Source organism: Mesorhizobium carmichaelinearum, assembly GCF_900199455.1.
In the GTDB taxonomy this organism is placed as follows: domain Bacteria; phylum Pseudomonadota; class Alphaproteobacteria; order Rhizobiales; family Rhizobiaceae; genus Mesorhizobium; species Mesorhizobium carmichaelinearum.
Genome location: NZ_FZQR01000050.1, coordinates 1 through 24,609, shown reverse-complemented (window position 1 = coordinate 24,609; position 24,609 = coordinate 1). Strand labels below are relative to the sequence as shown.

The window sequence follows — 24,609 nt, the reverse complement described above, 5'->3', positions numbered from 1 at the left end:
CTCCACACGGCATATCGTCGGCAGCGTCAGAGGTGTATAAGACACACGACTGGAGGCCGTAAGCCCGCAACCGGTCGCGCTAAAGCCGCCCGAAAGCTGCTGGTTGCCGGTCAGAAACGGCAATGCCCGCGAGGTGCCGAGTCTGGTGAGCACAGATTGATTGACCTTGACGACGTCGGTCATTGCGCCTGATGGCGTCGCGACGACACAATCGCAGCGCCGCTTCAGTTCCCTGCATCCGCCGCCGTTGCAGAATCGGGCCGACCCCTTCAGGAGCACGACGGCGGTTGTGCCGTTGGGCGCGATGTGGACATCGAATGCTGTTCCCCGCACGCCTATTGTGCCTGCAGGCGTCACGATCTGGTAGGCCGACGAAGGCGAGCTTCCGCTTATCCAGCGAAACGTTCCCTTGGCGGCGCGGACGGTAAGGTTCTTCACCGAATTCTCACCGCTGAAGACGTACTTGTCGATGACGACGGAAGAACCCCACCCCACCGCCAGCTTGGTGCCATCCAGGAACACGAACTGGCCAAGCCCGGTATTGGATGTCCTGATACGTTCGTCCCGATGAACGGGTGCGCTGACCACCAGCGGTCCGGTTGCGCCGGTAACGGCAGTCTTGATCACGACTGCCTGGCCCACCGTTTCGTCGGCCATTGTCGGTTTCGCATTGTTGAGCGTCGCGGCAAGCACGACAATAACAGCCCATCTAAAGGACGGCATGGCATCCCCCGTGATGCTTTTATTAGGACATTCTTAACTATCACATGCTTACGTTGGGGAATACATCAATTTGAATGGGACTTTGCGTTCGCTCAGGCGCCCGCAATCGGCCTTTCGGTCGAGCGGCTCCGGATGTCCGTTCCCCGCCCGTCTCGGCCACAGGCAGAGCCCGCCCATCCCGATGGTATCGGGATGGCTACCTGCTTTCTGGGCATGTTTTTTCGAAACCGGTTCATGCCATTAGCGCCCATGCTCGGCGCGCTCCTACCGATCGACCATCGCCATGCCGCGTTCGCCATAGCATGCCGCAGCCGCGATGCTGGTGCAGGGCTGGAAGTCCAGGGTGCGAGCGCGTTGAAGGCGGGCTTTGCCGACATGGAACCTGCGAGCATCCGCCGCCTCGAGCTCGAAACCATCGACACCGTGGTGGTCGGCTTCCTGAACGGCGCTTCCGTCAGCGCGCCCGCTCCCTGGTTCGGCGGCTGGAGCGGGCGAAGGCCGCACGGCACGTGGGCATCGTGTTCTGGTCGGAGCCCGCCAACGACGACAAGGAAGCGGCGGCTAGGCTCGCCCATGACATGAACGCGGATTTCGTCGCGCATGGCATGGTGGACGCCTGACGTGCACGCTGTCGAAGGAGCCGCCGGTTGCGCTGAAGCTGGTTGCTAAGCGACGCATGCGCCGGCAAAGGGCTGCTCCGAGGAAGATGCCGGCGGCTGCGGCGGGTTAGGGCAAAAGGCGATCACCGCGAACAGCGGAGTTCGTTACGTCGCGGAAGTTCAGTTGTCGGCGTTGGATGACGCGATGTGATCCAAAGCGGACTCTCTTAGATGGAAAGCACGCATGACCGCTTTGCGCCTCATGTCGGCCCTAGAGACGAACTTTGCCTCCGCCCGGAAGCAGGCACTGCAATTGACCACGCTGAAGGTCGTGGTCGCGCCAGAGCCTGCAAAGGCGCAACTCGGTACACGAGGGCGAACATTCCGCAGCGGAAACAACTTGAAGAAACGCTTCGCGACCCATAGCATGCCGCGCCATGGTGAAATCTGATCGGGAGGTCAGTGGAATCGGTCGGGTTTTTGAGCCAGTGCAAGGTAGGGAGGATAATAATTATGGCTTCCGAAGTACAGGCAAACAACGGCGTTAACGTAGAGGCGCTGCTCGCCGCAAAAGAAGCGCTTACGAACGCCCCGGAGGCGGCGCAGTTCAAGTGGCGCGCGGCCTGTGAATGGAAGGACGGCACTCACAGCCACTCGACGGTCGAGAGCTTTTACGGTCTCGGCCAGGATCAGCATCGCAAGACCACCTTCGCATTCGATGCCGACCATCCGGAGGTCTTCGCTTCCCTGGATCAGGGCGCCACGCCGGTCGAATACGTGCTGGTCGGGCTGGCGAGTTGCCTGACCGCCGGCATCGCTGCGGTTGCCCAGAACCGGAACATCCAGTTGAAGTCGGTGAAGGCGACCATCGAAGGCGACATGGATATCGCGGGGATACTTGGTATCGACAGCGACGTCCGCAACGGCTTCAGCGGCATCACGGTGAAGTACAACATCGACGCCGACGCCAAGCCCGAGGACATCGAGGCTCTCGTGGCTCAGTCGCAGAAGCGATCGGCGGTCTATGACATTGTCACCAATCCGACGAACGTCACGGTCGTGGTGAATTGAAAGGCGCTTCGAGCCGTAGACTCTCCTGATGAGAGGGCGCGATTAGTTCCGTCACCACAGTGATCGTCGGCGCAGGGCACGCGGGGCTCGCGATGAGCCGCTGCCTTGCGGAGCGCTCTATCGACCATGTGCTGCTGGAGCGTGGCGAGATCGCCCACACCTGGCGCACCGAGCGATGGGATTCGCTTCGGCTGCTCACCCCGAACTGGCAGAGCCGGCTGCCGGGCTTCCGCTATGACGGCGACGACCCCGACGGCTACCGAACGATGCCTGAAGTGATCGACTTCCTTGGGAGCTATGCCAAGGCGATCTCGGCTCCGGTCAGAACCCACACGACCGTTACCTCGGTTCGCAGCGACGGGGCGGGATATCTTGTGCGCACTGACCGCGGCGAGTGGCGGTGCCGGACCGTGGTGCTGGCGTCGGGCGCGTGCAATGTCGCGCGCCTGCCCGATTTCGCCGTCCGCGTGCCGCCGTCGGTCGCCATGCTGACGGCGCAGTCCTACCGCAATCCGGGTCAGGTCGCCGACGGCGGCGTGATGGTGGTGGGCGCGTCGGCCAGCGGCACCCAGATCGCACTGGAGCTGCAGCGCTCGGGGCGTCAAGTGACCCTGTCGGTGGGCGAGCACATCCGGGCGCCCCGCGTCTATCGCGGCAAGGACCTGGAATGGTGGATGGACGCCGCCGGCGTGCTCGACGAGCGCTACGACGAGGTCGACGACATCAGGCGGGCGCGACGGGTTCCTTCGCTCCAGCTTGCCGGCACGCCCGACCGCACCACCCTCGACCTCAATGCGCTGGTCGACATCGGCGTCCGGCTCGTCGGCCGCCTCGCCGGCGTCACCGAAGACGGCAAGGCCCAGTTTGCGGGGTCGTTGCGCAACATGTGCGCGCTTTCCGATCTCAAGATGGCCCGGCTGCTCGACCTCATCGACGAATGGGCGCGCGCGAACGGCCTGGACGCGACGTTCGGGCCGCCGGATCGCCTGCCGCCGACCCGTGTCGAGGACAGCCCGCCGCTCGGCTTCGACCTCGCCGGAGGCGCGATCAGGACGATCATCTGGGCCACCGGCTACCGGCCGGACTACTCCTGGCTGGAGCTGCCGGTCCTCGACCGCAAGGGCCACGTCCGTCACGACGGCGGGGTTGCGGAACATCCGGGCATGTACCTGATGGGGATGCAGTTTCTGCGCCGCCGCAAGTCTGCGCTGATCGACGGCGCCGGCGACGACGCGCGTGAACTCAGCGACCATCTGGCCTCGTACCTCAGGCAAAATTCAATCGGCTAGCAGCATCAACGTCCAGGACCGAAGGGAACAGATTGGTTACCGCGACACGCCGAATTCCGTGAGCCTGCAATCATATGCCCAGGTGCAACTTCGGCTTCCAGAAGGGGCGGAACAACTCGATCTTCGGACAGCGGTTCATCACCACTTTCAGGCCCGCTTCCTCCGCCAGCCGGGCGGCCGCGTCATCGCGCACCCCGATCTGCCCCCACAGAACCTTGGCATTGATTGCGATAGCCTCCTGTGCGACCTCCAGCAGGTCTTCGGAGCGGCGAAAAACCTCAACCATATCGACAGGCCGGTCGATGGCCGCTAGCGACGGGTACACCTTGAGCCCGCGAATTTCGTCCAGACCGGGACTCGGGTTGACCGGGATCATGTCATAGCCGATTTCGTGCAGCACCCTGAGTACGCCATAGGAAAACTTGGTCTTGTCGGGGCTGGCCCCCACCATCGCGATGGTTCTGACCGATTTCAGAATGTCTTGCAGATAAGCCTCCGAATAGGGCTCATCATGATTCATATGGGTCATTTCTTTGCTTCCAACGGGATCGCAATATCGGCTTTCAATTCATGCGGAGCCAAGGGGTCAAGGAAAGGGTTGCGATAGAGCTTGTCGTGGCTTTCAACGCCGACCTCCAGCGTGCAGTCGCTCATCGGGCGGGCGACGCAGAGGATTATGTAACCATTGTTGATCTGGCGGTTGTTCAGCGCCCGCTGCGCCTTTTGATCGACCTTGCCGCTGATCATCTTGGCCGCACAGCTTATGCAGCCGCCATACTTGCACCCATAGGGCAGGTCGACGCCCTGCTCGCGCAAGCTTTGCAAGAGGGGCTTGCGCTGGTCGACGTCAAAGGCCGCGCCGCCTTGATTGGCGAGAGTGATGGTGAAGTTGGTCATACCCAGATGTCACTCGTGCAATCACCGCCGGGATAACGGGTTTCGTGGCAGCGGCTTGGTCCATTTGGTTCCTTGCCAAAATCAACGACGAACAGCGGATCGATTTCCATGCCGCCGTTTTCCGTATCGCAATTGACCATCAGCATGCATCCGCCATTGGTGCGGATTTCCGGATAGAACTGATTGTCCCAGGTCGAGAAGAGCGAGGTCGTCACATAGAGCCGCTTGCCGTCGAGGCTGAGCTGTATCATCTGGGGCCCGCCAGTCACTTTCACGCCATTGACCTTAGGCGCACGGCCGAGAAGTCCGCCCATCCACACTTGTCCGGTAAGCTTGGCGTTGTGAGGGTCCGAGATGTCGTATTGACGAATGTCGCCATGCAACCAGTTGCACAGATAGAGGTATCTATCGTCCATGCTGAGCAGAATGACCGAGATCACGCCCGGTATTGGTATCGGCCATTCGGGATGCGGCTCATTGCCGACATCGACAATTTTTTCCCATTGCCAGTCACCCGCCGCGTCCTTCCACCAATGGATGATATTTGCAGAAAGGGCCGCGCCAACAAAACCGTGACTGCTGTCGGGGTTATGATGGAATCGCACTTCCAGTGGGATCAAGCCATCTTCACCGAGATAGAATGTTTGCTTTGGCTCCCTCTTTTCAAAATCCCAGAAATGGATCTCTCGGCCATATTTCAGATGACCAACCTCTTCCAGGTCAAAGCCAGGCATGAAGGTATTGGGCGCGGCCCATTCCGAGCTTACCATTACGTTGTGTCGCGGCTGGTACCAGAAATCATAACCAAACTTGATACTGCCCATGGAGTTTTCCCAGCGGCCGACAACCTCGAACTCCTTGCTGAGTTGCAAATAGCCGCCGGGGGCATTGCCCTTGGCGTCACCAAGCATGGAAACGATGATGTCCGAGCCGAGGCAATGCACCGTGTGTGGTGCCGACAGGTTGGTCCTGGCTTTGATTTCAGCGCCGTCTATCACCTTGAACAGTGTCGGGCTGCGCGGATCGGTACCGCAATCGACAATATGCAGATTTGACGAGCGCACACCCGGCACGATCAGATATTTCCGCTCCATGCTCGCATCGCCATGGCACGACGAACAGGCATTCCAGCCCGAGTGATGAAGCTCATCGCCAATGCCCGGCATTTGCAAACGCGAAATCACCTGGCTGTAGGTCGAACTCTCCGGGTCGACATCGATGGTGCACAGATAGTCCGGCTTCTGAATGCCCGTGCCGGTGTAGATGGCAATCGTATAGAGCAGCTTTTCGCGAGGTGCCGTCATCGCCTCGGCTGGAGAAGCATAGCCCGGTCCACAGCAATGATTGGTCATGGGTACTTCCCTTTGAACAGATCACTGGCCAGCCCCAACGGGGTCGAGCTGGAATGTTAGTGCATGCTTGGCATTGGCGCTATGGCCGGGGTGGCTTGTGAAGTGCGCACGTGACGTACAACTTGGCGACAGAGTCCCCGTGGGACGCCACGTATTGACCGTCCGAGGGTTATTGAGAACCCTTGCAGCCGCCCAGTCATCATCGGAGCGTATGGCAGCGAACCATAACCAGGTCAGCAACTGGTCAGGTCAAGTCGATATACGCACGGCGCTTAAAGGTCCGCTTCTGGCCTTCCGAGCCTCGAAGCCGCCATTCCGCAAACGGTCCAAATGCGACATGCGAGTATGTGCTCGGAGCGCGCTACCGATCGACCATCGCCATGCCGCGTTCGCCATAGCGCGGGCCGGAGATTTTTCCTGGCGCCAGCGCCTCGTCGAGCGCGGCCATTTCGGCGGCGTCGAGTTTCAGTGCGGCGGCGGCGATGTTCTCCTCCAGATATTGTCTCCGCTTGGTGCCGGGGATCGGCACGATGTCGACGCCAAAACCGTCGCCCTTCCCAAGCAGCCAGGCCAGCGCGACCTGGCCGGGTTTGACGCTCCTGGCGGTCGCGATGGCGCGCACCGTGCCGGCCGCCTCTCTATCGGTTGTTTTGCGCCGGCGGGCGAGGGGAACTCGACGATGCCGCAGCCGCGATGCTGGTGCAGGGCTGGAAGTCCAGGGTGCGAGCGCGTCGAAGGCGGGCTTTGCCGACATGGAACCTGCGAGCATCCGCCGCCTCGAACTCGAAACCATCGACACCGTGGTGGTCGGCTTCCTGAACCGCGCTTCCGTCAGCGCGCCCGCTCCCTGGTTCGGCGGCTGGAGCGGGCGAAGGCCGCACGGCACGTGGGCATCGTGTTCTGGTCGGAGCCCGGCAACGACGACAAGGAAGCGGCAGCTAGGCTCGCCCATGACATGAACGCGGATTTCGTCGCGCATGGCATGGTGGACGCCTGACGTGCACGCTGTCGAAGGAGCCGCCGGTTGCGCTGAAGCTGGTTGCTAAGCGACGCATGCGCCGGCAAAGGGCTGCTCCGAGGAAGATGCCGGCGGCTGCGGCGGGTTAGGGCAAAAGGCGATCACCGCGAACAGTGGAGTTCGTTACGTTGCGGAAGTTCAGTTGTCGGCGTTGGATGACGCGATGTGATCCAAAGCGGACTCTCTTAGATGGAAAGCACGCATGACCGCTTTGCGCCTGATCTCGGACCTAGGAGTCGGCCGTGCCAATGCCTGAAAGCAGACATTGCCGACGGACCACGGGCGGGTCACCAAAGCGAAAGCCCTCTTTCTGACCGAAGCCGACATACGCATCTCAGGACGCGAATGGCAGCTTGGCGTCAGAAACGGCCAACCTTCGCCAAGTCGCGAATTACCACAGTTGGGCAGCAAGTTGACGCTCGTTAACGCCCAGCCGGACCAGCCGCTCAACGACCATGCGGGCCTCTTGCCTCATCGCGAGATCCGGCTAATCGAGCTCAGCGCCACACTTGGCGGCCTTCTGGTGCGGGACTCTTCACCTAGCTGGGAGACGGCGTTCCGTCGCCAGCGGCAGCCTCCCCTCGCTGCTTCATCCGGGTTCGATACCAGATCGACCAGAGCGTTAGCCCGCCGTAGATGCCGTAGCCGATGACCGGCGAAACGACCAGATACCGCTCGATGGGCCAATGCCATGCGAGCCAACTGCGAAGCATCGTCTCCCCCGAGAGTCCAGCCCCCCAGATGAGCGTCATCAATCGAATCGACGTGCGCAAGCTCGGCCGTTCACGCCAGAGTGCCTCAAAATGCTCCTGGCCGTACTCGCGTTCCCTCGCAACCGTCGCCCGCGCCAGGTAGAAAACCATCGGCTTCCGGAACGCGAGCGACAACAGGAACACGACGCCTATGGCGCCCGACACAAGCGATTCGCGAAGCAGCAGGAGCCGCGCGCTGCCTCCGAGCGCCATCACCATCAGCGACAACGCGATACCGAGCAAAACGAGCGCGCTCAGCGCATCGACGCGGCGAAATCTCGCGAACTCGATTAGCCCCCACGCGACAGGCGGAACGGCGGACGCATAGAGCGCTCCTATAGTTCCGAAATGAGGAAGCGCCATGCGGTACGCGAGCCACGGCAGCAGCAAATTTACCCCGAGCTCCACAACAAGACCTGCGCGTATCCTCATGATCGCTCCGGGTGCCTGGAGGAATGTGCTGTAAGTATAGGATTGCGCCGTATGTGCGTGCAATTCCGGAGGCGGCCTCGCACACATGACGACGCCATTTCAACCCAGCGGCGGCTATTTGCAGCCTTGCTCGACGATGGTCGCCTTCCAGTCCGCCGCGATTCCGTCGAGGGTCTCCTTCGCCGAGCCGCCATCCTTGAGCATGTAGGGTCCGAGACGTGCGTTCATCTGGTCGACGAGCTTGGCGTAGTAGGGCTCCGCCCAGAAATCTTTGACGACAAAGAGGCTCTGGTAGAAAGCGTCGTTGTAGGGAGTAGCGTTGCGGAATCTCGGCGATGCCAAAATCCGCGCGTCGGCAGTATAGCCGCCGAGGTCCGCCCATTTCTGCTGAGTGTCATCGCGAGATAGCCACTCCAGGAACTTCCTGGCTTCCTTCTGCTTGTGCGAATAGGACACGATCGAGATGCCCTGGCCGCCGAGCGCCGTGAAACGTTCCCCACCCGGGCCTGCAGGACTGGCGAAGAACCCTGTGACGGAAGCGTTCGGATTGATCGACGGATTTGCCAGCGCTGGGAAGAAGGCAAAGAAGTTCATGCTCATTGCCGCGAGATTTCCGGTAATGGCCAGGTCTTCCTCTCGATTGGAAGTATTGGCCCAATCCGGTGGCGTGAAGGAATAGAGTTCCTTGTAAGCCTTCAATGCCCGAACAGCCTGCGGCGAGTTGACGATGCCGTCAACCGCGCAGGTGGCATAGTCGCCGAGTTCACCCCCGTAACTGAACAACTCGGACATGAAGCCCATGATCATCCCGTCGCTGTGCTGCTCGGTATAGATGGCGACGCCGTATCGCGGCGGATTGGCGTGTGGTCGGTAGAAGAACTCGGCGATGTCGCGCAGTTGCATCCAGGTCTTCGGCGGCGCGAGGTCATAACCATATTTCTGCCTGAAGGCCTTCATCTCGGAGGGATCCTCGAACCAGTCCTTGCGATAGGCCCAGCCGACCGCGTCGGCTTCGAGCGGGACGGCCCAGTAACGGCCGCTGCCCTTCGGGTATTCCGAGTAGTAGGTCATTGAGGCGGGCGTCATGACCCTGGTGAGGTCCAGTTGCCGCACGAGATCGGTCAGCTCGGCATAGTGGCCCTCCGTCGCGCCGGCTCCCAGCCACTGCGAATCGCCAACGACCATGTCGTAGGAGTCGCCATGGGCGTTGAATTCCATGAATGCCTTGTCTTGGAAGCCGGGCCAGTTGACGGTCTCGACCGCGACTTTGACTCCGGTCTCCTTCTCGTACTCGTTGGCGAGTTCTTGCAGATAGTTGGCCGGATCCCATTCCGCCCACAGGATGGTGAGCTCGGTCGCTGCGGCCGGCGGACCCGCCGGCAGCAGCGCTAGGCCCGCGAGCAGGCCGATCCACATTTGCTTGAACATCGCGCTCCTCCCGAAAGCACCTTGGCTACGGCGCAGCCGCTGCATGCGACAGCCGTTGCAGCAGGCCTCTTGCCTCCACCAGGTCAGGCGTGTCGAAACCCTCGTTGAATGTTGCGTAGGTGGGTGCGAGCAGGTCTCGCGCCTCGCTCGCGCGGCCGCGAACGGACCAGAGTCGAGCGAGGCGAAGCGCGGATCTCAGTTCGGCCAGTTTCGCACCTTGGTCGCGGGCGACAGCCAGAGCTTGGCGAAATGAGGCCTCGACGGCATCGTCTCGCGGGTCTATCCGCGATAGCAGCTCTCCTTTGGCGCTCAACAATTCCGGCAGCTGGTAATTGGAATCGGACTTGGCGAGCGTGTCGAACGCCTGCTCCAGAAGCGCAAGCCCCTCGCTTGCCTCGCCCCGCTCGCCACAGGCGCGGGCCAACGCGCAAAGATAGTAGGCCATCCCCATGTCGGCGCCAGTCACGGCGATCGCCGCGATCCCCTCGCGCAACTGGCGAATGCCATCGTCCAGCCGACCCAGACCGGCAAGCGCCCAGCCGAAGAAGACGCGCGCCTGCCCGAGCAGCAGCGGAATGGCGAACTCGGTGCACACTGCCATGGCCTTCTCCGCCCACCGTCGACCCTCGTCGGGCTCGCGCCGCATCAAATGGACGACGCTGAGGGCCATCTGCGCCTGGGCCAGGCTCATCGGGTGCGAGACGCGCTCCGCCAGGGCGACGGCTTCCCGTGACTGTTGGATCGCCCTGTCCTGCTTGCCCCGTATGCAGAGCATCTGTGCGCAGAACGACCTGCAGCAGACCCCGGGATCGTGCCCGGTATAGCCCCACGCGAGGTGGCGATGCCGCTCGTAGTCGTAAGTGGCAAGGCCATAGCTGGCGAAGGATTCTGCGGCCTCGTAGTCGCCGAGATAGAAGTTGACGCCCCAGAGCTGGTGGTGTGCCTCCAGTAGGTAGGCGGAGTCATTGGATGCCTGTGCGAGCTCCATGCCGAGCGTCTTGCATTGCACGGCGAGCGATTCGGCGATGCGCAGGTGGCCGGAAATGGTACGGAAGGCGCTCTCACCGCGGACGGCGGCGAACAGCTGGGCTTTGTCGCCTAGGCGCTCGGCGAGTTCGCGCGCGGTCGCAAATGCCTGTAGAACCTCCGGATCGGCCCAGCCTTTGACGGAGATGAGGGCCGAGCCCATTGCCATCCACAGCGAGAGCTCCTGCCTCAGACGGGTCTCGGAAGCGGGCAAGGTCACAACGAGCTCCAGCCCTTTGCCGAAGTGGGTCGCGGCTTCGCGGTTGGCAGACCTTGCCATCGCTCGCTTTCCTGCCGTCAGCCACCACGACGCGGCCTCAGCCGCCAGACCGGCAAGCGTGTAGTGCTGCGCCACTGTCTCCGGCTCGGCCTCGGCGATCTCGGCGAACTCTGCTTCCAGCGCTGCGGCGACCTTCGCGTGGATCTGTTGGCGCCGGCTCTTCAGCAGGCTCTGGTAGGCCGTATCGCGCACCAGCGCGTGTTTGAACGTATAGGTCGCCTCCGGGGCGGTGCCCCCGCGGAACACCAGCTCTGCGTGTTCGAGCTGGTTGAGGGCATCTTCGAGCCGGTCCTGGCCGGCACCGCTTACTGCGGCGAGCAGACGGTATCTGAAAACGCGGCCGATGCAGGCGCCGATCTGCGCCGTCTCTTTCACGGGCGACAACCGGTCGAGCCTCGCCATCAGCGAATCCTGCAGCGTCGAAGGGATCGCGATCGCCGGCAGCGGCCCGATCGCCAGATATCGATCGCCCGCCTCGATCAGAAGGCCGGAATCGAGCACGGTCCGCGTGAGCTCCTCGACGAACAGCGGCACCCCTTCGGTGTTGGCGAGGATGCGGTCCGCGACGTCGCGGGGCAGCTTCTTGCCACCCGCCACCCGCTCCATGATCGCCGTGCCATCGCTCGGTTCGAGCCGCCCCAGCCGCAGCACGCCGACGTGCGGCCGCGCCTTCCAGCGGGGCTCGAATTCGGACCGCGCGGTGACCACCAGCAAGGCAGGCAGGTCGGCGAGCCGTTCCACCAGTGCGTCGAGCCATTCGGCCGATGTGGGGTCGATCCAATGGGCGTCCTCGACGAGCGCGAGCAGTGGCGCCTTCGTCGCGGACGCTTCGACCAGCCGTATCAAGGTAGCCAGCGTGCGCGCCCTGAGCGTCGGTGCCGGCAACTTCGGGAGCTGGTACCGCTCGCCTGCATCGATCGAAAGCAGAGCCGCCAGTAGCGGCAACTCTCCGGGCTCGACGCCGGTCTCGCCTAGCAGCGCTGCGACCTTATCGAGTTGCGTGTCGGCGTTGTCGTCGCCCATCAACCCTGCCGCTCGCTCCAAATGCGCGATGAGGGGATGGAGCGCGCTGTTGGTGTGGTAGGCCGAGCAAAAATAGCGCAGTTCGGAGTGCGGCTCGGCTGCGATCTGGGCGGCGAGCGCCGCGAGTAGGCGCGACTTGCCGATGCCGGCCTCGCCGCTGAGTAGCACGACCTGGCCTTGGCCCGATGTTGCGCAATGCCACCGTTCGAGCAGGAGGGCGAACTCCTCCTGCCGACCGACCAGCGGGGGCAGGACTGCGTGCCGCGCTTCGAACCGGCTCGCGGCGCCCGTCTCCCCAGCGACACGCCAGCACCGCACTGGGGCGCTGAAGCCTTTGAGACTCTGCTCGCCGAGATCGGTCGCGGTGAACAGTCCCGCGACGAGCCTTTGCGTAACCTCGGCGATCACCACAGAGCCCGGCTCGGCCAGGGCCTGCAGCCGAGCTGCAAGGTTGGGCGTATCGCCGACGACCGCCTCCTCTTGCGCCGCACCTTCTCCGATCAGGTCTCCGACGACGACCAGTCCCGTGGCGATGCCGACACGCGCGGCCAGCGGCGTTCCTCCGGGCTCGGTCAGCCGCGCGGTGGCGGACGCGGTGGCGAGACCGGCACGCACAGCGCGCTCGGCATCGTCCTCGTGCGCTTGCGGCCAGCCGAAATAGGCGAGCACTCCATCGCCCATCAGCTTGGCGACCCGCCCCTCGTAGCGGGCGATCTCGCGCGACACCGCCTGCTGGTAGGCGAGGATGACCTCGCGTGTGTCTTCCGGGTCGAGCCGATGCGACAGCTCGGTCGAGCCGACGAGGTCCACGAACATCACGGTGAGTTGGCGCCGCTCTGCGCGGGAATCTGAGGCCGCTGGCGGTGGCGAAGCCATTGGGGGCTGGGTTGTGCTGTCAGCGAGCGAGGCAATGGCGCTGAGCAACTTGCGCCGATGGCCGATCGACCTGACGCCGAGCGCGGTCAGGTCATCGGCGGTCAGCTTGGAAAGAACCTCCAGGTCAACGTCATTGTCGCGGAAGACCGGTGCGTACTCACCCAGGCCGAGGTCTACCAGCCATGCCTCAATATCCACAGTGCCTTCTCCCAGGCGGTAGAGGCTTTGCCGGGAACTATATCGCAAATGGGAAGCAGGGTCGTCCGTTTTGTGCGACTAGCTTTGTCAGCTTTGGGCTCGTCACGCGGTCGGATGTCCGCCTTGGGGGCAGATCAGGATGCTGCTGGTGCAGAGCTGAAGGACAGCTTTTATAGATCTCGCTGTTAGGAGCTGGCGGTCCGCTTGCGGTCCAAATGCGACATGCGAGTATGTGCTCGGAGCGCGCTACCGATCGACCATCGCCATGCCGCGTTCGCCATAGCGCGGGCCGGAGATTTTTCCTGGCGCCAGCGCCTCGTCGAGCGCGGACATTTCGGCGGCGTCGAGTTGTTTCAGGGAGGCGGCGGCGATGTTCTCCTCCAGATATTGTCTGCGCTTGGTGCCGGGGATCGGTACGATGTCGACGCCAAAACCGTCGCCCTTCCCAAGCAGCCAGGCCAGCGCGACCTGGCCGGGCTTGACGCCTCGGGCCGTTGCGATGTCGCGCACCTTGGTGGCCGCTTCGACATTGGCGTCGTAGTTTTCGCCCTGGTAGCGCGGGTCGTTGCGGCGGTAGTCGCTCTCGGGATAATCCTCGGCACGCTTGACGTCGCCAGTGAGAAAGCCGCGGCCGAGCGGCGAGAACGGCACCAGGCCGATGCCGAGTTCACCGAGCAACGGGATGATCTCGGGCTCCAGGTTGCGCTCCCACAGCGAGTATTCGCTCTGCAGCGCCGAGACGGGAAAGACGGCATGCGCCCGGCTTATGTTGGCGGCACCTGCCTCCGACAGCCCGAAGAAACGCACCTTGCCTTGCGCGACCAGTTCGCCGACGGCACCGGCGACATCCTCCATCGGCACATCAGGGTCGACGCGGTGCTGGTAGAGCAGGTCGATATGGTCGGTGGCGAGCCGGCGGAGCGAGGCTTCGACAACCTCTCTGATGTGATCGGGCCGGCTGTCGACGCCGCCGACCTGCTTGCCGTTTTCGATGCGGAAGCCGAATTTGGTGGCGATCGTCACCTGGTCGCGCTTGCCCTTCAGCGCCCGGCCGAGCAGTGCCTCGTTGGTGTGCGGGCCATAGACCTCGGCGGTATCGAGGAAGGTGCAGCCAAGTTCGATGGCGCGGTGCAGCGTGGCGATGGATTCAGCCTCGTCGGCCGGACCGTAGGACTGGCTCATGCCCATGCAGCCGAGACCAATGGCCGAGACTTTTAGTCCCTGGCTGCCGAGTTTTCGTGTGGCGAGGGTCATTGAACGGGTCTCCAGTTTGCGGGCTTTCGGCACAATATAGAGCGCGCGCCGAATTCCCACAGTCGTTGGGCGCTGACTTGATCGACGACATAGGGCGTGCGGCCTGCTCGCGCACGAGGCAGCGGTCGATATTTGAGGGGATCCTGAGCCAACGGGTTCAAAGGTAATCGAGCTTTGTTCTGATTTAGATTCAGCTATTCTCTCAAGAATAAATGTCTGACATGATGAATTGCGTGCTTGGGGGGCAGAGAATGGACGTCTTCGTAAGCGTCGGTACGGGCTTAAGTCCAAAACAGGAAGCTTTTGTCGAAGCACTCGAAGCACGATTGCGCGCGGTTGGGCTTACCCCTTGCACGATCGGGCGTAATACTTTCAGCGCAGATGCGCCGCTGCGCGCCGTCACCGAGTTGATGGATCGCTGCGCAGGAGCTGTCGTCGTCGCTCTCGAACGCTTTCGCTTTACAGAAGGCATCGAGCGCCCGGGTTCTGCCCAAGAGAAAACTCTTTCAGCGGTCAGCTTTCCAACCACGTGGAATCAAATCGAAGCCGCAATGGCATATAGCCGTGGGTTGCCTCTGCTCGTCCTTGTCGAGGATCGGTTACGAGTCGATGGGCTGCTTGAAAAAGGCAACGATTGGTACGTGCAGTATCTGAGTGTCGAGCCGGTGTCGTTCGGTTCCCCGGAATTCACCGGTGTCCTCGAAAGCTGGCGAGGTCGCCTAAAGGTTACAAAACAAAATGTGTCAGCTCCTGCCGTCGTCGAGCAGGTCAAGCTCGATCCTTCCAACATGACTGTCGCAGAGATAGTGGGTGCTCTGAAGCCCGCCCAACTGTGGACAGCCTTAGGCGTGGTCGCCGCAGCCCTTGTCGGTGCATTCACTCTGGGAGCAAAGTTGTTTGGCTAGACCCGCACCTTGTCTTGCGGCGCTTGAGCCAGCTGGCAGGACAATGCCCGCCTGATAGCAGTGTTTTCTGACTATTGAATCGAGGCTGGCTGACGAGGATCGGGCGGAGCGATCGTGCTCTCCTCGTCGTCCTCCACGAGCCCGTTCGCAAGCACGACCAACCCATTGCTCAAGTCGTCGAATTCGATTGCCGCGCCAAGCAGTTGGGCCGCCTGGAGAACCAGATACTCAATGTCCTCGAGGGCGACGTTCTCGGCCAGATTCCGGACCCTGACCTGTTCGGCCGTCACCGTGATGTTGACGATGCCTGCCGTCCTGAATGTGCTCTGGACCGCTGAATTGACGTCATCGCGCAGGCGCGCGGAGTAATCGTACCGCATCGAAACCTCCGAAGGGAACGGTTTTCTGTTCAGGTTGGAGCATGCGCCCGGCGTATCGGCATGGCAAGTGAAATTTTCAGAATATATAAATAAAATCAGTTAGTTAGGATAGTTACAGGAATGTGTTTCAGGCGTTCGATACGCATCATGAGTTTGATGCGTGGAGCGCTCACTGGCAGGTCTTGACGCGTAATGAGCGCTACCATAATTATAAGCCGAATGAGCTAGATACTAACTCACTGTATTTTTAGTCCTGAGCGAGGAGCGCGCACATGGCTGAACTCGAACGCCCCGAACGACTGCAGATCATGCTCACCACCGACGAATTGGCGGCGCTGGAAAACTGGCGCTTCGAAAAGCGCATGCCGAGCCGCTCGGCCGCGGTCAGGGAACTGCTGCGGCGCGGTCTTTCCTCGGACGGATTCCTGACGGCCGAGCAAGGCGTCAAATCGCAGGAGTTCGGCGTGCTGCCTGACGATGAAGGTGCGAAGCCGGCCGGCCGATGAGGTGCTCGCGGGCGCGATGCGCTGCCTCGTGGCGCATCGCCCGCAGCAATTCTTTTGCCGGCGATTGCCTTCATCCGCCAGCGCGCTAGCTAGTGGTGATGGCGGAATTCCGGGCGGTGATGACGGATACCAAGGGCAGTGACAGACTGGACACGCTCGCCGACGGGCGGCTCGCCGCGATTGTCGATTCCTCCTTCGATGCGATCATCAGCAAGGATTTGAACAGCATTATCACCAGCTGGAACCTGGCGGCCGAACGCATGTTCGGCTACAGCGCCGAGGAGGCGGTGGGCCAGTCCATCCTCATGCTCATCCCCGATCACCTCAAAAGTGAGGAGACCGAAATCATCAGCAGGGTTCGCGCCGGCGAGCGGGTGGCGAGCTATGAGACGACGCGAAAGCGCAAGGACGGAACACTTATTTCCGTCTCGCTGACGGTTTCACCGATCAAGAACGCCCATGGCGAGATCGTCGGCGCCTCGAAGATCGCCCGCGACATTTCCGCCGCCAAGGAGAGCGAGCGCCGTATCAGGCTCTTGATGCGAGAGGTCAACCATCGCGTCAAGAACCAGTTCGCGGTCATCCTGTCGATGGTCAGGGAAACGAGCAAGCGCTCGAGCGACCCGCGTGACTTCGAGGAACTCATCCGCGCCCGCATCATGGCGCTGTCGCGCTCGCACGATCTGCTCGTCACCTCGGAGTGGGCCGGCGCCAGCCTGTTTGACCTCATTCAGGAACATTTGAAGCCGTTCGGCCGCGAGGAGCAGATCCTGCTTTCCGGTCCGGTCCTGACGTTGCAGTCGAATGCTGTGCAGAACCTCGGCATGGCTTTCCACGAGCTCGGCACGAACTCGTCCAAATATGGTGCGCTGGGCAGCGAAGACGGCCGGGTCGAGATCACTTGGACAATCAGCTCCGGCGCCCAGGGTGCCGGTGTCAAGACTGCCGGTGCCCAGGGTTCTGGCGTTTCGGGTGGGCGCGAGTTCCAGCTGCTCTGGAACGAGACATCCACGCCTCATTCCGCCGAGCAGCGCGAGGAGACCACGCGCAAGGGGTTCGGCACCGTCGTCCTGCAGCGGGTGGCGCCGCAGTCGCTGGGCGGTTCAGCCGAACTGGAGCGCTCGCCCGGCCGTCTCAACTGGCGCCTCAGCGCGCCGCTGGCATCGATCATCGTGCCGCAAGCAGGCGTCGATGCCGATGCCGATGCAGCGCTGGGCTTCGGCATCTGAATACCCCGTTGGGGCGACGGGTTTTCCCGCCGCCCCACGGCTTACCAGTCACCGATGATGCGGGAGATGCCTTTCGGCATCGACTTCTCCAAGGGTGAAGCTCTGGAAGCCCGGCATGAGCTGCCATATGGCTGCAAGGCCTATGATCAGATAGGCCATGCGGGCCAGCATGGCGCCCCCAAGGGCTGTGCCGATTACGTCATAGCCGGTCACACCCATGGACAGCCAGTTGAGACCGCCAAGGATGATGAGGGCGAGCGTGACGAGGTTCATGATGCGCATAAACGCCTCCTGATGTTGCCTGACAAAAAGACGCCTGCAAAAAAACGCTTGCCGTTTCAGACGGTTCCGTCGATCACGAAATTGTGAACGATGGTTGCGGTGCGTGAATGCGGCTCGGCCTACTCGACCAGGATGTGTGCCTCGCGCGCCGCCTCGATGAAAGCCTCCCTGGCGATATCGGCAGGCACGTCGCCGCTTGTCGCGCGGCGGCAGGCGCGCAGCGCGGATTGATGTTTCAGGCTGCCGGCGTCGCGCCAGTGTGTCGTCAGCAATTCGATGGCCTGCTGTGTGTTGGACAAGTTGCGAGTGGCACCGGCCACACCGACCGAAACCACCACGGGTTTGGAAAACCAAGCTGTTTGCATTGGAACCTCGACAGCGAGAGGACAATAACGCCCGCGTCAGCGCACGGTTCCATCTCTGCCGGTCACTGTCGCGCGAGGCTGAGGGGAGCTTGTCGGCGGCGAAGGCATCCGATGGTGCCGCGGGCTGCGGGCGCCGGGCCGTTCAATCGGAACCGGCTTGATGGAACATTAGTCATCTCTAATAGTTGTTGTTTGTCAGCAGGGCAGGGGCATCCCCTGCTGAAGATCGGGTCTCCGATCGGCCCGCGCACCTCTGGCCGAGATCGCGAGCTTTTCCGGCCCGACTTGGGGCGGCCCGGCGCACACTTCGTTGGGAAAGCAGTGCACCGGGCCTAACCGGCGTGGGGCTGCTGCCGGCTGATCGTTATATGCGGTATCGCTAATATAACTGAAGCATTCAAATGAACGAGGTGAGAGCCATCGATGACTGAAAAGCCGGCCACAACCTATGTCGTGAGCGTCTTTGAAAAACCAATGTGGCGTACGGTCCTGACCACGAAGGACAAAACCAAGGCTTTCGCGCTGGCGAAAGAGATTGGCGACAAGGTGCGGGTCGAGGAGATCACGCCGAAGCCAAAGGAGCGTTGAGGCGCCCGCCAGGGAAGCCTCGGAACTTTAGGCGGCGCCGACAGTTGCTTTTGCGGCAGGGGTTCCAACGCCCCGGCAAGTCCCGCGATCCCTAGGGGCGCCCGCCACCGCCTTGAATGGGGCGGAGGGTCTCTACCCCTGCCAAGCCTGATCCATCCATATATTGCGATTGGCTAAAGTAACGGAACGTCCAATGGACGATACCGGAACCAAAGCGGTTACATCAGACCTTTGCGTGGAGGCACCTAAGACCTTGGTCCCAATAGGAAAAGCCCGCCATAGGAGCGACCTGCGGCGGGCTTTTCAAGTGGCTACATCCCGAAGGAATCGACCGCTTGTGGTTGTACTGTGAACCAAGTGACCGCGTTGGCCTATGGTGTGATCGCGGAAGACGGGCCCCAGGACCGGGATTACAAATACGGTGGGCGCTTGCGAGGCGGCTATCCGCGTTCAGGCAATTCGCACGCGTTTATGCAGCGATCTGATTTTTCTGGTTCCCGCTCATGGGCTCGAACCACGATTCACGCCTTCAAAGGGCGCTGTCCTACCATTAGACGAAGCGGGAGAAGCTCGGATGGTTATGCCGTTAGTACGGCGAGGCGTCAATTCGGGAAGTTGTTGACCGGTTCGTCGCAGCGGTAGACCGGGCAGTGCCCGTCGCGGGCCGGGATATAGGCCGACATCGGCACTTCCGGCCAGTCGCATTCATTGCCGAACTGCCTGACATAGCGGTCATAGGTGTTCGGGCCGGTGGTCAGCACCACGGCGCGATGGCTCTGGATCATGGCCTGGATCCCGGCACAGCTGATGCTGCGGCTGTCCGGCCGGGCCTCGGCCAGACCGGTCGCCGCAAGCACGGTGGCCAAGGTCGTCGACAGGATTCGAAGGCGAGCGGACATGATGGTTTCTCTTGGTTTTGATTCAGCCTCATTGTTCCACAAAACCCGCCACCTGTCCGCCGGGTTCCGTGATGGGCCTGCGCGGGGCGAGACGCAACGAAACCACGCGTCGCGCATTGCTGGGCATGGACGGCAGGAAGCCCAACGAAACGCCGCAATGGTGGCCCGGAGACGAGGGCCGCGAAGCCATGTGCTGTTCCTTCTGCGGCGGCCGCGACCACCGCTACGAGGCGTGCCCGCAAAGGACCGATCCGCCTGTTGCTCCGGCCGAAGAGGACGAGGGGGACATGACCCGGACCCCGGACGGTTAGGACCGTTTCCATAGCGCCTCCGCTATGCATAGCGGCCGGAGGCGCCATGCCGCCGGAGAAGGGCGGCCAGCCTTTTTTACCGCCACTTTTTAGGCCGTCGGGCGTTGTCCCTGCGAAGGGTCGCCGCCCCGGGCGGCCGTGCAAGCAAAAGGAGGCCGAGATGAAACCTCTCGCCATCGCGTCGCTGATGCTGGCCCTGGCCGTGCCAGCAGCGGCCCAGACGCAGCAAAACCCGGCCCAGCAGGCCGACAAATGCCGCGTCCAGACGGATCAAGGAAAGCAGCAGCAAGGCAGCGGCGACCTGAGCGAAAAGCTCAACGATTGCGGCGGGGTGCTGAAGCCGCCGGCCACCGGCGATCAGGGCATGGCCGCGCCAGCGCCCGACCAAGGCAAGACACCGGTGATCAAGCCCGGCGAAGTACCGGCCCAGCCGCCAGCTCAATAGAAGGCGGACCTTCAGCATTGTTTCTGCAAAACGGAACCTCAGACAGAAGGAAACGTTTCTTTCGAGAGTTCAATTTGAAAGGACAAGGCCTTGAAGGATATTGCCGGAACGGCCACGATTATTGCCTCGATCGCCATAGTGATCGTCCTGATGTTGATGGCGCCGAAGGGCTTCGGATTTGAAACTTCCCATCCGATCGTGGATGGCGATCTGCCCGCAGAATAATCAGCACTCCGGTTCCGCAAGAAAATGCAGGCGACGGCATTGCCTGCTTTTTTGTTGGAAGGAACTGCTGGCTCCCGGAATAAACCTAGCGGACCAGCAGGCCCGCATGGTCGCACAGGGCCGTGAAGGCCTCTTGCGCCTGTGCCGCGCCGTCCTTGTTGTCCAGCGCTGCCTCGATCTTTTCGCGCGCCGCCTGGTAGAAAGGGCCGCGGCTGGCATGCGGCCAGTCGATCAGGATTTCACTGGCGTCCTGAAGGGTCGCCACCTCACGGATCGTGTCCGAGCCATGCGGCTTGATCCGCATCGGTGTCGACAGCATCACATCGGCCATTGAATTTCCCGCTATTGGAGGATGTGGGCTTCGCGTGCGGCGTCGATCATCGCCCGCATCGCCTTTTCCGGTGGCGTCCAGCCGTCCAGTGCATCGCGACAGCAACGCAGCGCCGCCTGGTATCGCCGGCCTCGGCCGGCCGGCCAGTCGCCGAGGCATTCCAGCCCCTCCCAGGCGCTGCGCACGACGCGCTCGCGCTCGGGGGCGAATTTCAGGCGGATCGGTCGGGGGAACATCTTGTCGTTCAACTGAAGTCTCCGTGGCATGTCGCCCCAACAGTGAACAGCGGTTGTGAAACAACGCACTCGCAAGGGGCGCCGGATAACGCCGCCGGCAGGGGAGGGTTCCAGGCCCGAAAGATCAATTTTCACTCGTGGGCGACGGCGTCCGACAAAGGTCTCGGCGGTGGCAGAGCGGCGTCTTCCGACGTTGGCCCGTCAAGGGGCCGGTCGTGTTCGAACTGTTCGGTGCCGGGCAAGGCATGCAGCCAGGCCTCGCGGCGGCTGGTCCACAATTCGTATTGCGGCTCCAGGTCGGTCGGCGCGACATCGAGGCTGCCAAGCATCACCTCGACCTGATCATCGCCGATCCAGGCGACGCGGCCGCCGCAGGTCGGGCAGAAACTGCGCGTGCCATAGCTGGCGACTTCGCCCGATGTCTCGAAGGCGTCGCGTGGCCAGATGGCGAAGGCCGAATAGACCGAGCCGCTCGCCTTGCGGCAGTCCTTGCAGTGGCAGAGGCCGACCCGTATCGGCTGGCCGGTGACGACGAACTGCACGCCGCCGCACAGGCAGCTGCCGGTCCTGCGTGTGGTGTCGGACATGATCGCGGCCCTCCCTCGGTCTGGCTCTCGTCAGTCTGGCACGCTACGGGCGGGGCGGGACAGAGGCTCATCTGCCATTTCGTTGGCCAGAAACCAGGAAAAGACATCCTGTTCATTGTACCGCCGCGCCCGGCTGGCAACACCAACCGGGCTGACGCGGCCCGCAGCATCCATCAACGCCATAATGGCGAAATGGTTGCCGCGCGGCTTCTATCCGCGCGCGGCCATGTGGTTGTCGAGCTTCTTGCGCGAAGGTCCGTAGCGCTTGATGATGGTCTGGGCTTCGCTCTGCGGGATGCCGTATTTGCGCGCGAAGGCGGCAACCTCATAGGTCTCTTCGCTCGAAACCAGCTTGCGGTCCTGTTTGATCTTGGATTTGTCGTCGGGCATGGCGCGCCTCGCTTTCTGTCAGCCGCACGGTCGTGCGGACATCGCTATATAGGATGCCGCGATCAGACATAACAGCGATCGGCGCTGCTGGTTCCATGGCGGGTGGCGGACAGAAGCCTGCCCGACGCGGATTGCAGGCTGTCAGGCCGATGCAGGGGCCAGGCCGGCGCCGTGCTGGTCGGTTTCGGCGCAATCGCCGCAAGGCGCGCTGGCGCCGGGACAGCCGCGCTGGTGCGTGCCGGCGGGACAGCAAAGGCCGTTGGAGCTTGTCCAGCGCGGGCATTGGAAAACCTGCCCGGTACCGCCGCAGCCATTGCACTCGAGGACCGGAGACCGGACCATATGGGACATCGTCCCGAACTTGACGCTCGCGCCCAAAACCCAACCCACCCAAATAGCTGCACAGGACGGACCTGTGCATTAGCCCCAGCTAACGATACCACGTTGCTGGTTACGGACAAGTTTCAGGATCATTAATTGTTCGTGAACGCCCGGCGGCCTGAGGCGGCAACCGAAGAGCCAAACCATGATCCCGAACGGGTTTCGGCAGGGATCATGCTCTTGCTTCAAAAAGCTCGACGACGTTGCCGGACGGATCCTCGCAAAGGATCTGGCGGCCGCCGGGGCCGTCGACAATGTCGTTGCGGAACGGCACGCCGGCCGCGCGCATCCGGGCGGCGAGCGCCGGCAGGTCCTCCACCTCCAGCACGATGCGGTTCCATCCGCCCGGTTCCGGGGCCCTGCCATCCGGCATCGGCCTCGCCGCCGACGCCATCGGGCCGGCAAGCCAGAACGTCAGCTCGTCGCGCTTCAGGATGGCCATCGCCGGACCGAACTGCTGCCGCAGCACGAAACCCAGATGCTTCGTGTAGAATGCTATCGCCAACTCGACATCGCTGACGAGATACCGGACCGTCGCCATAGGCTGGCTCTCCTCACAAACTGATCAAGCACCCCTGGTGAGGGTAACCTTCGGGGCGGGCCGCGGCAAGGTTGGAACCCCGGCGACGGCGTCCTGTCTGTGAGCGCCAGACCGGTGCCGAGATCCGGAGCGGCATGGCTTTCGTGTAAAAATTTCAGGCCGGTGTCGGAACTGCGCAGGGTCGCTCGTCCTTGGGTCGACATCCATTGCAAACCCTGGAGAGACAGCATGCCGGATATCACTCAATCGCCGTGGCAGACCGCGGCCCTTCTCATCGCCCGCCTGATCTTCGCCGCCGTCTTCCTGATGGCGGTGACCTTCAAGTTCATGGGCATGGGTGCCACCGCGGGCTTCATCGCCGCCGCCGGCTTTCCCTTCCCGCTCTTCCTCGCCTGGTGCGCGGCGATCCTGGAGGTGGCGCTGGTGCTGTGTTTCCTGAGCGGCGCCTTCTTCACCCAGGCGGCTCTCGTCGCGGCGGCCTATGTGCTGTTCCTGGGCTTTGCCTTCCACGGCCCCAGCCACTGGGCCGGTAACCAGGCCGAGTTCGGCTTCTTCGTCGACCATTTTTCGTTCCTGGCCGGCCTGCTGTTCGCGGCGGTGCACGGACCGGGACGGGCGCTGGCGCTGAACCTGGGCTGGCCGGGCAGGGCGTGAGGTGCCTCACATCTGGTCGTTGTAGGGCTCCTTCATCTGGCCGACCATGCGCGCCAGTTTTGAGAAGGACGGCATGTCGGCCTCGGGCTGGCACTGGTTGGCGAGTTCCAGCAGCCGGATCGGGAAATTCACGGCGTCGCGGCTCGACGCCGACATGCCGTTGGACCGCTCCTCGCCGGTTTCGCTGGCCTCGGCCTTGCGCAGCGCGATGTCGATCTCCTCCGATGTCAGCACCCCCTTGCGAACCAGCACGTGGTTGATCGATGCGACGGCCATCAGCAGGCCTTCGAGTTGCAGGTTGGCGACGTTCATGATGGTTGTTCCCTCCATTGACCAAAGGTGAAACGCGCCAGCGGCGTTTCCGATCCGAGGGCAGGCGCGGAGCCGGTTTCGGCCGGGCATGCCGGGCAGGGCGCTGGCCCGGCTACCGGCCTATTCCTGCGTCAGGCGCTCGCCATATTCGCGCCACACCGCCTTGACCTCCAGGCTGCCGAGGCGCGGGATCGAGGGATCGCCGCAATCTATGGCCACGGCGCTGATGTCATAGTTGGGGTAGGCGTTGGCGACGAAGCGGATCGCGTCGCCAAGCGAGTTCACGCGGATGATCGGATCAGCCTGGCCCTGACCGGTGCTGCGCACACCGGAAACCGAGGCTGGAGCATGCCGCATCCTGAACACGGATGCCATGGCTGGTCTGTCCATCGTCCTCTCCTAAAAGGCCGTGCGACGCGAATCATTCCATGAGCTTCAGCTGATGATCCCACAGCTGCCGGTTTATGAAAAGCCGGCTAGGGGATGCGGGTTTCGGGCCGCCGGTGGTGCTGCTGCGGTTGTCCGGTGAGGGCAGTTGTGCTGTCGTTTTATCCATTGTGCTGATTTGCGCCGATGACCCGCTGCGAGGCGGGTTTTTGTTTTTTCAGCTTTCCCCTCAAGCGATGCCGGTTGCGTCTCCGCATTGGTGCCGAAAGATGGTATAGGAATTTTTTCTTAGAAAATCGTTGACCGGGTGAGGGCAGCCATGCTACATATTTGTCCATGGTGCTGATTTGCGCCAGCGACCCGCCGCCGAGGCGGGTTTTGTGTTTTTGGCGCCTTGTCTGGTGACGGCGCTGAGACTGCCGATTTTGAACGCTGGC

At 62.5% G+C, this 24,609-nt stretch carries 30 protein-coding genes, 1 tRNA gene and 1 pseudogene; 10 read left to right on the top strand and 22 right to left on the bottom strand.

Translation table 11 applies throughout. The annotated features are described in order from the left end of the window. Positions 1 to 723: FecR family protein (locus tag CKW40_RS46215; RefSeq protein WP_244571484.1), on the bottom strand; the 723-nt coding region annotated here is incomplete at its 3' end. A gap of 843 nt (positions 724 to 1,566) precedes the next feature. Between CKW40_RS46215 and CKW40_RS43405 the strand changes: the two genes are divergently transcribed. From CKW40_RS43405 to CKW40_RS39505, 3 genes are all read left to right on the top strand, one after another. Continuing rightward, positions 1,567 to 1,773, top strand: a complete 207-nt coding sequence (locus CKW40_RS43405; protein ID WP_143748484.1) for a hypothetical protein — start codon at positions 1,567 to 1,569, stop codon at positions 1,771 to 1,773. Between the two features lie 62 nt (positions 1,774 to 1,835). Beyond that, on the top strand, positions 1,836 to 2,393 hold the full coding sequence (locus CKW40_RS39510; protein WP_095205037.1) for an OsmC family protein: 558 nt from the start codon (positions 1,836 to 1,838) through the stop codon (positions 2,391 to 2,393). Between the two features lie 59 nt (positions 2,394 to 2,452). Then, positions 2,453 to 3,682, top strand: a complete 1,230-nt coding sequence (locus CKW40_RS39505) for an NAD(P)-binding domain-containing protein (RefSeq protein WP_280175431.1) — start codon at positions 2,453 to 2,455, stop codon at positions 3,680 to 3,682. 70 nt (positions 3,683 to 3,752) lie between these two features. Here CKW40_RS39505 and CKW40_RS39500 read toward each other — a convergent pair whose 3' ends face one another. From CKW40_RS39500 to CKW40_RS39460, 8 genes and pseudogenes are all read right to left on the bottom strand, one after another. After that, complete coding sequence (locus CKW40_RS39500) at positions 3,753 to 4,202, bottom strand: CoA-binding protein (protein ID WP_179298283.1); 450 nt, start codon at positions 4,200 to 4,202, stop codon at positions 3,753 to 3,755. A 5-nt stretch (positions 4,203 to 4,207) separates the two neighbouring features. Further along, a complete protein-coding gene (locus CKW40_RS39495; protein WP_095205034.1) occupies positions 4,208 to 4,579 on the bottom strand; it encodes a 2Fe-2S iron-sulfur cluster-binding protein in 372 nt (123 codons plus the stop codon). After that, a complete protein-coding gene (locus CKW40_RS39490) occupies positions 4,576 to 5,931 on the bottom strand; it encodes a selenium-binding family protein (RefSeq protein WP_095205033.1) in 1,356 nt (451 codons plus the stop codon). The genes CKW40_RS39495 and CKW40_RS39490 overlap by 4 nt, the downstream gene beginning before the upstream one ends. A gap of 361 nt (positions 5,932 to 6,292) precedes the next feature. Continuing rightward, positions 6,293 to 6,568, bottom strand: a pseudogene (locus CKW40_RS39485) (aldo/keto reductase); the annotation flags it as partial. Between the two features lie 920 nt (positions 6,569 to 7,488). Next, entirely contained in the window at positions 7,489 to 8,133 is a 645-nt protein-coding gene (locus CKW40_RS39475) for a VC0807 family protein (RefSeq protein WP_095205032.1), read from the bottom strand. 114 nt (positions 8,134 to 8,247) lie between these two features. Then, entirely contained in the window at positions 8,248 to 9,549 is a 1,302-nt protein-coding gene (locus CKW40_RS39470) for an ABC transporter substrate-binding protein (protein ID WP_244571485.1), read from the bottom strand. A 37-nt stretch (positions 9,550 to 9,586) separates the two neighbouring features. Further along, positions 9,587 to 12,964 carry an ATP-binding protein gene (locus CKW40_RS39465; RefSeq protein ID WP_095205030.1) on the bottom strand — a complete coding sequence of 1,126 codons (3,378 nt, stop codon included), beginning with the start codon at positions 12,962 to 12,964 and terminating at the stop codon, positions 9,587 to 9,589. Positions 12,965 to 13,210: 246 nt separating this feature from the next. Beyond that, complete coding sequence (locus CKW40_RS39460) at positions 13,211 to 14,218, bottom strand: aldo/keto reductase (RefSeq protein WP_095205029.1); 1,008 nt, start codon at positions 14,216 to 14,218, stop codon at positions 13,211 to 13,213. A 251-nt stretch (positions 14,219 to 14,469) separates the two neighbouring features. Here CKW40_RS39460 and CKW40_RS39455 point away from each other — a divergent pair, with 251 nt between their 5' ends. Further along, positions 14,470 to 15,123: a hypothetical protein gene (locus CKW40_RS39455; RefSeq protein WP_095205040.1), complete on the top strand. Its 654-nt coding sequence runs from the start codon at positions 14,470 to 14,472 to the stop codon at positions 15,121 to 15,123. 71 nt (positions 15,124 to 15,194) lie between these two features. Here CKW40_RS39455 and CKW40_RS39450 read toward each other — a convergent pair whose 3' ends face one another. After that, positions 15,195 to 15,503, bottom strand: coding sequence for a hypothetical protein (locus CKW40_RS39450; protein ID WP_095205028.1), 309 nt, complete (start codon positions 15,501 to 15,503; stop codon positions 15,195 to 15,197). Between the two features lie 272 nt (positions 15,504 to 15,775). Between CKW40_RS39450 and CKW40_RS39445 the strand changes: the two genes are divergently transcribed. Continuing rightward, a complete protein-coding gene (locus CKW40_RS39445) occupies positions 15,776 to 16,009 on the top strand; it encodes a hypothetical protein (protein WP_095205027.1) in 234 nt (77 codons plus the stop codon). A 119-nt stretch (positions 16,010 to 16,128) separates the two neighbouring features. Further along, positions 16,129 to 17,238 carry a sensor histidine kinase gene (locus CKW40_RS39440; RefSeq protein ID WP_095205039.1) on the top strand — a complete coding sequence of 370 codons (1,110 nt, stop codon included), beginning with the start codon at positions 16,129 to 16,131 and terminating at the stop codon, positions 17,236 to 17,238. A gap of 48 nt (positions 17,239 to 17,286) precedes the next feature. Here the strand turns inward: CKW40_RS39440 and CKW40_RS39435 are convergent, their stop codons facing one another. Both CKW40_RS39435 and CKW40_RS39430 read right to left on the bottom strand, forming a co-directional pair. Further along, positions 17,287 to 17,520: a DUF378 domain-containing protein gene (locus CKW40_RS39435; RefSeq protein ID WP_095205026.1), complete on the bottom strand. Its 234-nt coding sequence runs from the start codon at positions 17,518 to 17,520 to the stop codon at positions 17,287 to 17,289. A 119-nt stretch (positions 17,521 to 17,639) separates the two neighbouring features. Further along, complete coding sequence (locus CKW40_RS39430; RefSeq protein WP_095205025.1) at positions 17,640 to 17,885, bottom strand: DUF982 domain-containing protein; 246 nt, start codon at positions 17,883 to 17,885, stop codon at positions 17,640 to 17,642. Positions 17,886 to 18,308: 423 nt separating this feature from the next. Here CKW40_RS39430 and CKW40_RS44200 point away from each other — a divergent pair, with 423 nt between their 5' ends. After that, the gene (locus CKW40_RS44200) at positions 18,309 to 18,473 is read left to right on the top strand and encodes a hypothetical protein (RefSeq protein WP_179298282.1); all 165 of its coding nucleotides are present in this window, start codon (positions 18,309 to 18,311) and stop codon (positions 18,471 to 18,473) included. A gap of 491 nt (positions 18,474 to 18,964) precedes the next feature. Here CKW40_RS44200 and CKW40_RS39425 read toward each other — a convergent pair. Together CKW40_RS39425 and CKW40_RS39420 are read right to left on the bottom strand one after the other, a co-directional pair. Continuing rightward, positions 18,965 to 19,038, bottom strand: a tRNA-Gln gene (locus CKW40_RS39425). Positions 19,039 to 19,075: 37 nt separating this feature from the next. Beyond that, positions 19,076 to 19,372 carry a hypothetical protein gene (locus CKW40_RS39420; protein WP_095205024.1) on the bottom strand — a complete coding sequence of 99 codons (297 nt, stop codon included), beginning with the start codon at positions 19,370 to 19,372 and terminating at the stop codon, positions 19,076 to 19,078. Between the two features lie 471 nt (positions 19,373 to 19,843). Between CKW40_RS39420 and CKW40_RS39410 the strand changes: the two genes are divergently transcribed. Together CKW40_RS39410 and CKW40_RS45515 are read left to right on the top strand one after the other, a co-directional pair. Then, positions 19,844 to 20,128 carry a hypothetical protein gene (locus CKW40_RS39410; RefSeq protein WP_095205022.1) on the top strand — a complete coding sequence of 95 codons (285 nt, stop codon included), beginning with the start codon at positions 19,844 to 19,846 and terminating at the stop codon, positions 20,126 to 20,128. Between the two features lie 90 nt (positions 20,129 to 20,218). Further along, on the top strand, positions 20,219 to 20,353 hold the full coding sequence (locus CKW40_RS45515; protein WP_280175430.1) for a hypothetical protein: 135 nt from the start codon (positions 20,219 to 20,221) through the stop codon (positions 20,351 to 20,353). An 85-nt stretch (positions 20,354 to 20,438) separates the two neighbouring features. Here the strand turns inward: CKW40_RS45515 and CKW40_RS39405 are convergent, their stop codons facing one another. The 5 genes from CKW40_RS39405 to CKW40_RS39385 all read right to left on the bottom strand — a co-directional run bounded on the left by CKW40_RS39405 (position 20,439) and on the right by CKW40_RS39385 (position 22,819). Further along, the gene (locus CKW40_RS39405; protein WP_095205021.1) at positions 20,439 to 20,684 is read right to left on the bottom strand and encodes a DUF982 domain-containing protein; all 246 of its coding nucleotides are present in this window, start codon (positions 20,682 to 20,684) and stop codon (positions 20,439 to 20,441) included. Between the two features lie 11 nt (positions 20,685 to 20,695). Then, the gene (locus CKW40_RS39400; RefSeq protein WP_095205020.1) at positions 20,696 to 20,932 is read right to left on the bottom strand and encodes a DUF982 domain-containing protein; all 237 of its coding nucleotides are present in this window, start codon (positions 20,930 to 20,932) and stop codon (positions 20,696 to 20,698) included. A gap of 119 nt (positions 20,933 to 21,051) precedes the next feature. After that, positions 21,052 to 21,507, bottom strand: coding sequence for a GFA family protein (locus CKW40_RS39395; protein WP_095205019.1), 456 nt, complete (start codon positions 21,505 to 21,507; stop codon positions 21,052 to 21,054). A gap of 210 nt (positions 21,508 to 21,717) precedes the next feature. Further along, a complete protein-coding gene (locus tag CKW40_RS39390) occupies positions 21,718 to 21,897 on the bottom strand; it encodes a DUF3606 domain-containing protein (RefSeq protein WP_027052489.1) in 180 nt (59 codons plus the stop codon). Positions 21,898 to 22,450: 553 nt separating this feature from the next. Next, positions 22,451 to 22,819: a VOC family protein gene (locus tag CKW40_RS39385; RefSeq protein WP_095205018.1), complete on the bottom strand. Its 369-nt coding sequence runs from the start codon at positions 22,817 to 22,819 to the stop codon at positions 22,451 to 22,453. Between the two features lie 228 nt (positions 22,820 to 23,047). Between CKW40_RS39385 and CKW40_RS39380 the strand changes: the two genes are divergently transcribed. Next, positions 23,048 to 23,473, top strand: a complete 426-nt coding sequence (locus CKW40_RS39380) for a DoxX family protein (protein ID WP_095205017.1) — start codon at positions 23,048 to 23,050, stop codon at positions 23,471 to 23,473. 6 nt (positions 23,474 to 23,479) lie between these two features. Here CKW40_RS39380 and CKW40_RS39375 read toward each other — a convergent pair whose 3' ends face one another. The 3 genes from CKW40_RS39375 to CKW40_RS44440 all read right to left on the bottom strand — a co-directional run. After that, positions 23,480 to 23,785: a hypothetical protein gene (locus CKW40_RS39375; RefSeq protein ID WP_019859293.1), complete on the bottom strand. Its 306-nt coding sequence runs from the start codon at positions 23,783 to 23,785 to the stop codon at positions 23,480 to 23,482. A gap of 120 nt (positions 23,786 to 23,905) precedes the next feature. Then, positions 23,906 to 24,175 (bottom strand): hypothetical protein, encoded by a 270-nt coding sequence (locus tag CKW40_RS39370; protein WP_095205016.1) that lies wholly within the window; start codon positions 24,173 to 24,175, stop codon positions 23,906 to 23,908. Between the two features lie 158 nt (positions 24,176 to 24,333). Continuing rightward, positions 24,334 to 24,609 (bottom strand): hypothetical protein (locus CKW40_RS44440; protein WP_210200206.1); only part of this gene is annotated, 276 nt, incomplete at its 5' end.

What these genes read in the sequence shown, in the direction of transcription:
- CKW40_RS43405 (WP_143748484.1), top strand. Translation starts at nt 1,567, where the DNA reads ATGACCGCTTTGCGCCTCATGTCGGCCCTAGAGACGAACTTTGCCTCC.
- CKW40_RS39510 (WP_095205037.1), top strand. Translation starts at nt 1,836, where the DNA reads ATGGCTTCCGAAGTACAGGCAAACAACGGCGTTAACGTAGAGGCGCTG.
- CKW40_RS39500 (WP_179298283.1), bottom strand. Translation starts at nt 4,202, where the DNA reads ATGAATCATGATGAGCCCTATTCGGAGGCTTATCTGCAAGACATTCTG.
- CKW40_RS39495 (WP_095205034.1), bottom strand. Translation starts at nt 4,579, where the DNA reads ATGACCAACTTCACCATCACTCTCGCCAATCAAGGCGGCGCGGCCTTT.
- CKW40_RS39490 (WP_095205033.1), bottom strand. Translation starts at nt 5,931, where the DNA reads ATGACCAATCATTGCTGTGGACCGGGCTATGCTTCTCCAGCCGAGGCG.
- CKW40_RS39475 (WP_095205032.1), bottom strand. Translation starts at nt 8,133, where the DNA reads ATGAGGATACGCGCAGGTCTTGTTGTGGAGCTCGGGGTAAATTTGCTG.
- CKW40_RS39470 (WP_244571485.1), bottom strand. Translation starts at nt 9,549, where the DNA reads ATGTGGATCGGCCTGCTCGCGGGCCTAGCGCTGCTGCCGGCGGGTCCG.
- CKW40_RS39460 (WP_095205029.1), bottom strand. Translation starts at nt 14,218, where the DNA reads ATGACCCTCGCCACACGAAAACTCGGCAGCCAGGGACTAAAAGTCTCG.
- CKW40_RS39455 (WP_095205040.1), top strand. Translation starts at nt 14,470, where the DNA reads ATGGACGTCTTCGTAAGCGTCGGTACGGGCTTAAGTCCAAAACAGGAA.
- CKW40_RS39450 (WP_095205028.1), bottom strand. Translation starts at nt 15,503, where the DNA reads ATGCGGTACGATTACTCCGCGCGCCTGCGCGATGACGTCAATTCAGCG.
- CKW40_RS39445 (WP_095205027.1), top strand. Translation starts at nt 15,776, where the DNA reads ATGGCTGAACTCGAACGCCCCGAACGACTGCAGATCATGCTCACCACC.
- CKW40_RS39440 (WP_095205039.1), top strand. Translation starts at nt 16,129, where the DNA reads ATGACGGATACCAAGGGCAGTGACAGACTGGACACGCTCGCCGACGGG.
- CKW40_RS39435 (WP_095205026.1), bottom strand. Translation starts at nt 17,520, where the DNA reads ATGCGCATCATGAACCTCGTCACGCTCGCCCTCATCATCCTTGGCGGT.
- CKW40_RS39430 (WP_095205025.1), bottom strand. Translation starts at nt 17,885, where the DNA reads ATGCAAACAGCTTGGTTTTCCAAACCCGTGGTGGTTTCGGTCGGTGTG.
- CKW40_RS44200 (WP_179298282.1), top strand. Translation starts at nt 18,309, where the DNA reads ATGACTGAAAAGCCGGCCACAACCTATGTCGTGAGCGTCTTTGAAAAA.
- CKW40_RS39420 (WP_095205024.1), bottom strand. Translation starts at nt 19,372, where the DNA reads ATGTCCGCTCGCCTTCGAATCCTGTCGACGACCTTGGCCACCGTGCTT.
- CKW40_RS39410 (WP_095205022.1), top strand. Translation starts at nt 19,844, where the DNA reads ATGAAACCTCTCGCCATCGCGTCGCTGATGCTGGCCCTGGCCGTGCCA.
- CKW40_RS39405 (WP_095205021.1), bottom strand. Translation starts at nt 20,684, where the DNA reads ATGGCCGATGTGATGCTGTCGACACCGATGCGGATCAAGCCGCATGGC.
- CKW40_RS39395 (WP_095205019.1), bottom strand. Translation starts at nt 21,507, where the DNA reads ATGTCCGACACCACACGCAGGACCGGCAGCTGCCTGTGCGGCGGCGTG.
- CKW40_RS39390 (WP_027052489.1), bottom strand. Translation starts at nt 21,897, where the DNA reads ATGCCCGACGACAAATCCAAGATCAAACAGGACCGCAAGCTGGTTTCG.
- CKW40_RS39385 (WP_095205018.1), bottom strand. Translation starts at nt 22,819, where the DNA reads ATGGCGACGGTCCGGTATCTCGTCAGCGATGTCGAGTTGGCGATAGCA.
- CKW40_RS39380 (WP_095205017.1), top strand. Translation starts at nt 23,048, where the DNA reads ATGCCGGATATCACTCAATCGCCGTGGCAGACCGCGGCCCTTCTCATC.
- CKW40_RS39375 (WP_019859293.1), bottom strand. Translation starts at nt 23,785, where the DNA reads ATGAACGTCGCCAACCTGCAACTCGAAGGCCTGCTGATGGCCGTCGCA.
- CKW40_RS39370 (WP_095205016.1), bottom strand. Translation starts at nt 24,175, where the DNA reads ATGGACAGACCAGCCATGGCATCCGTGTTCAGGATGCGGCATGCTCCA.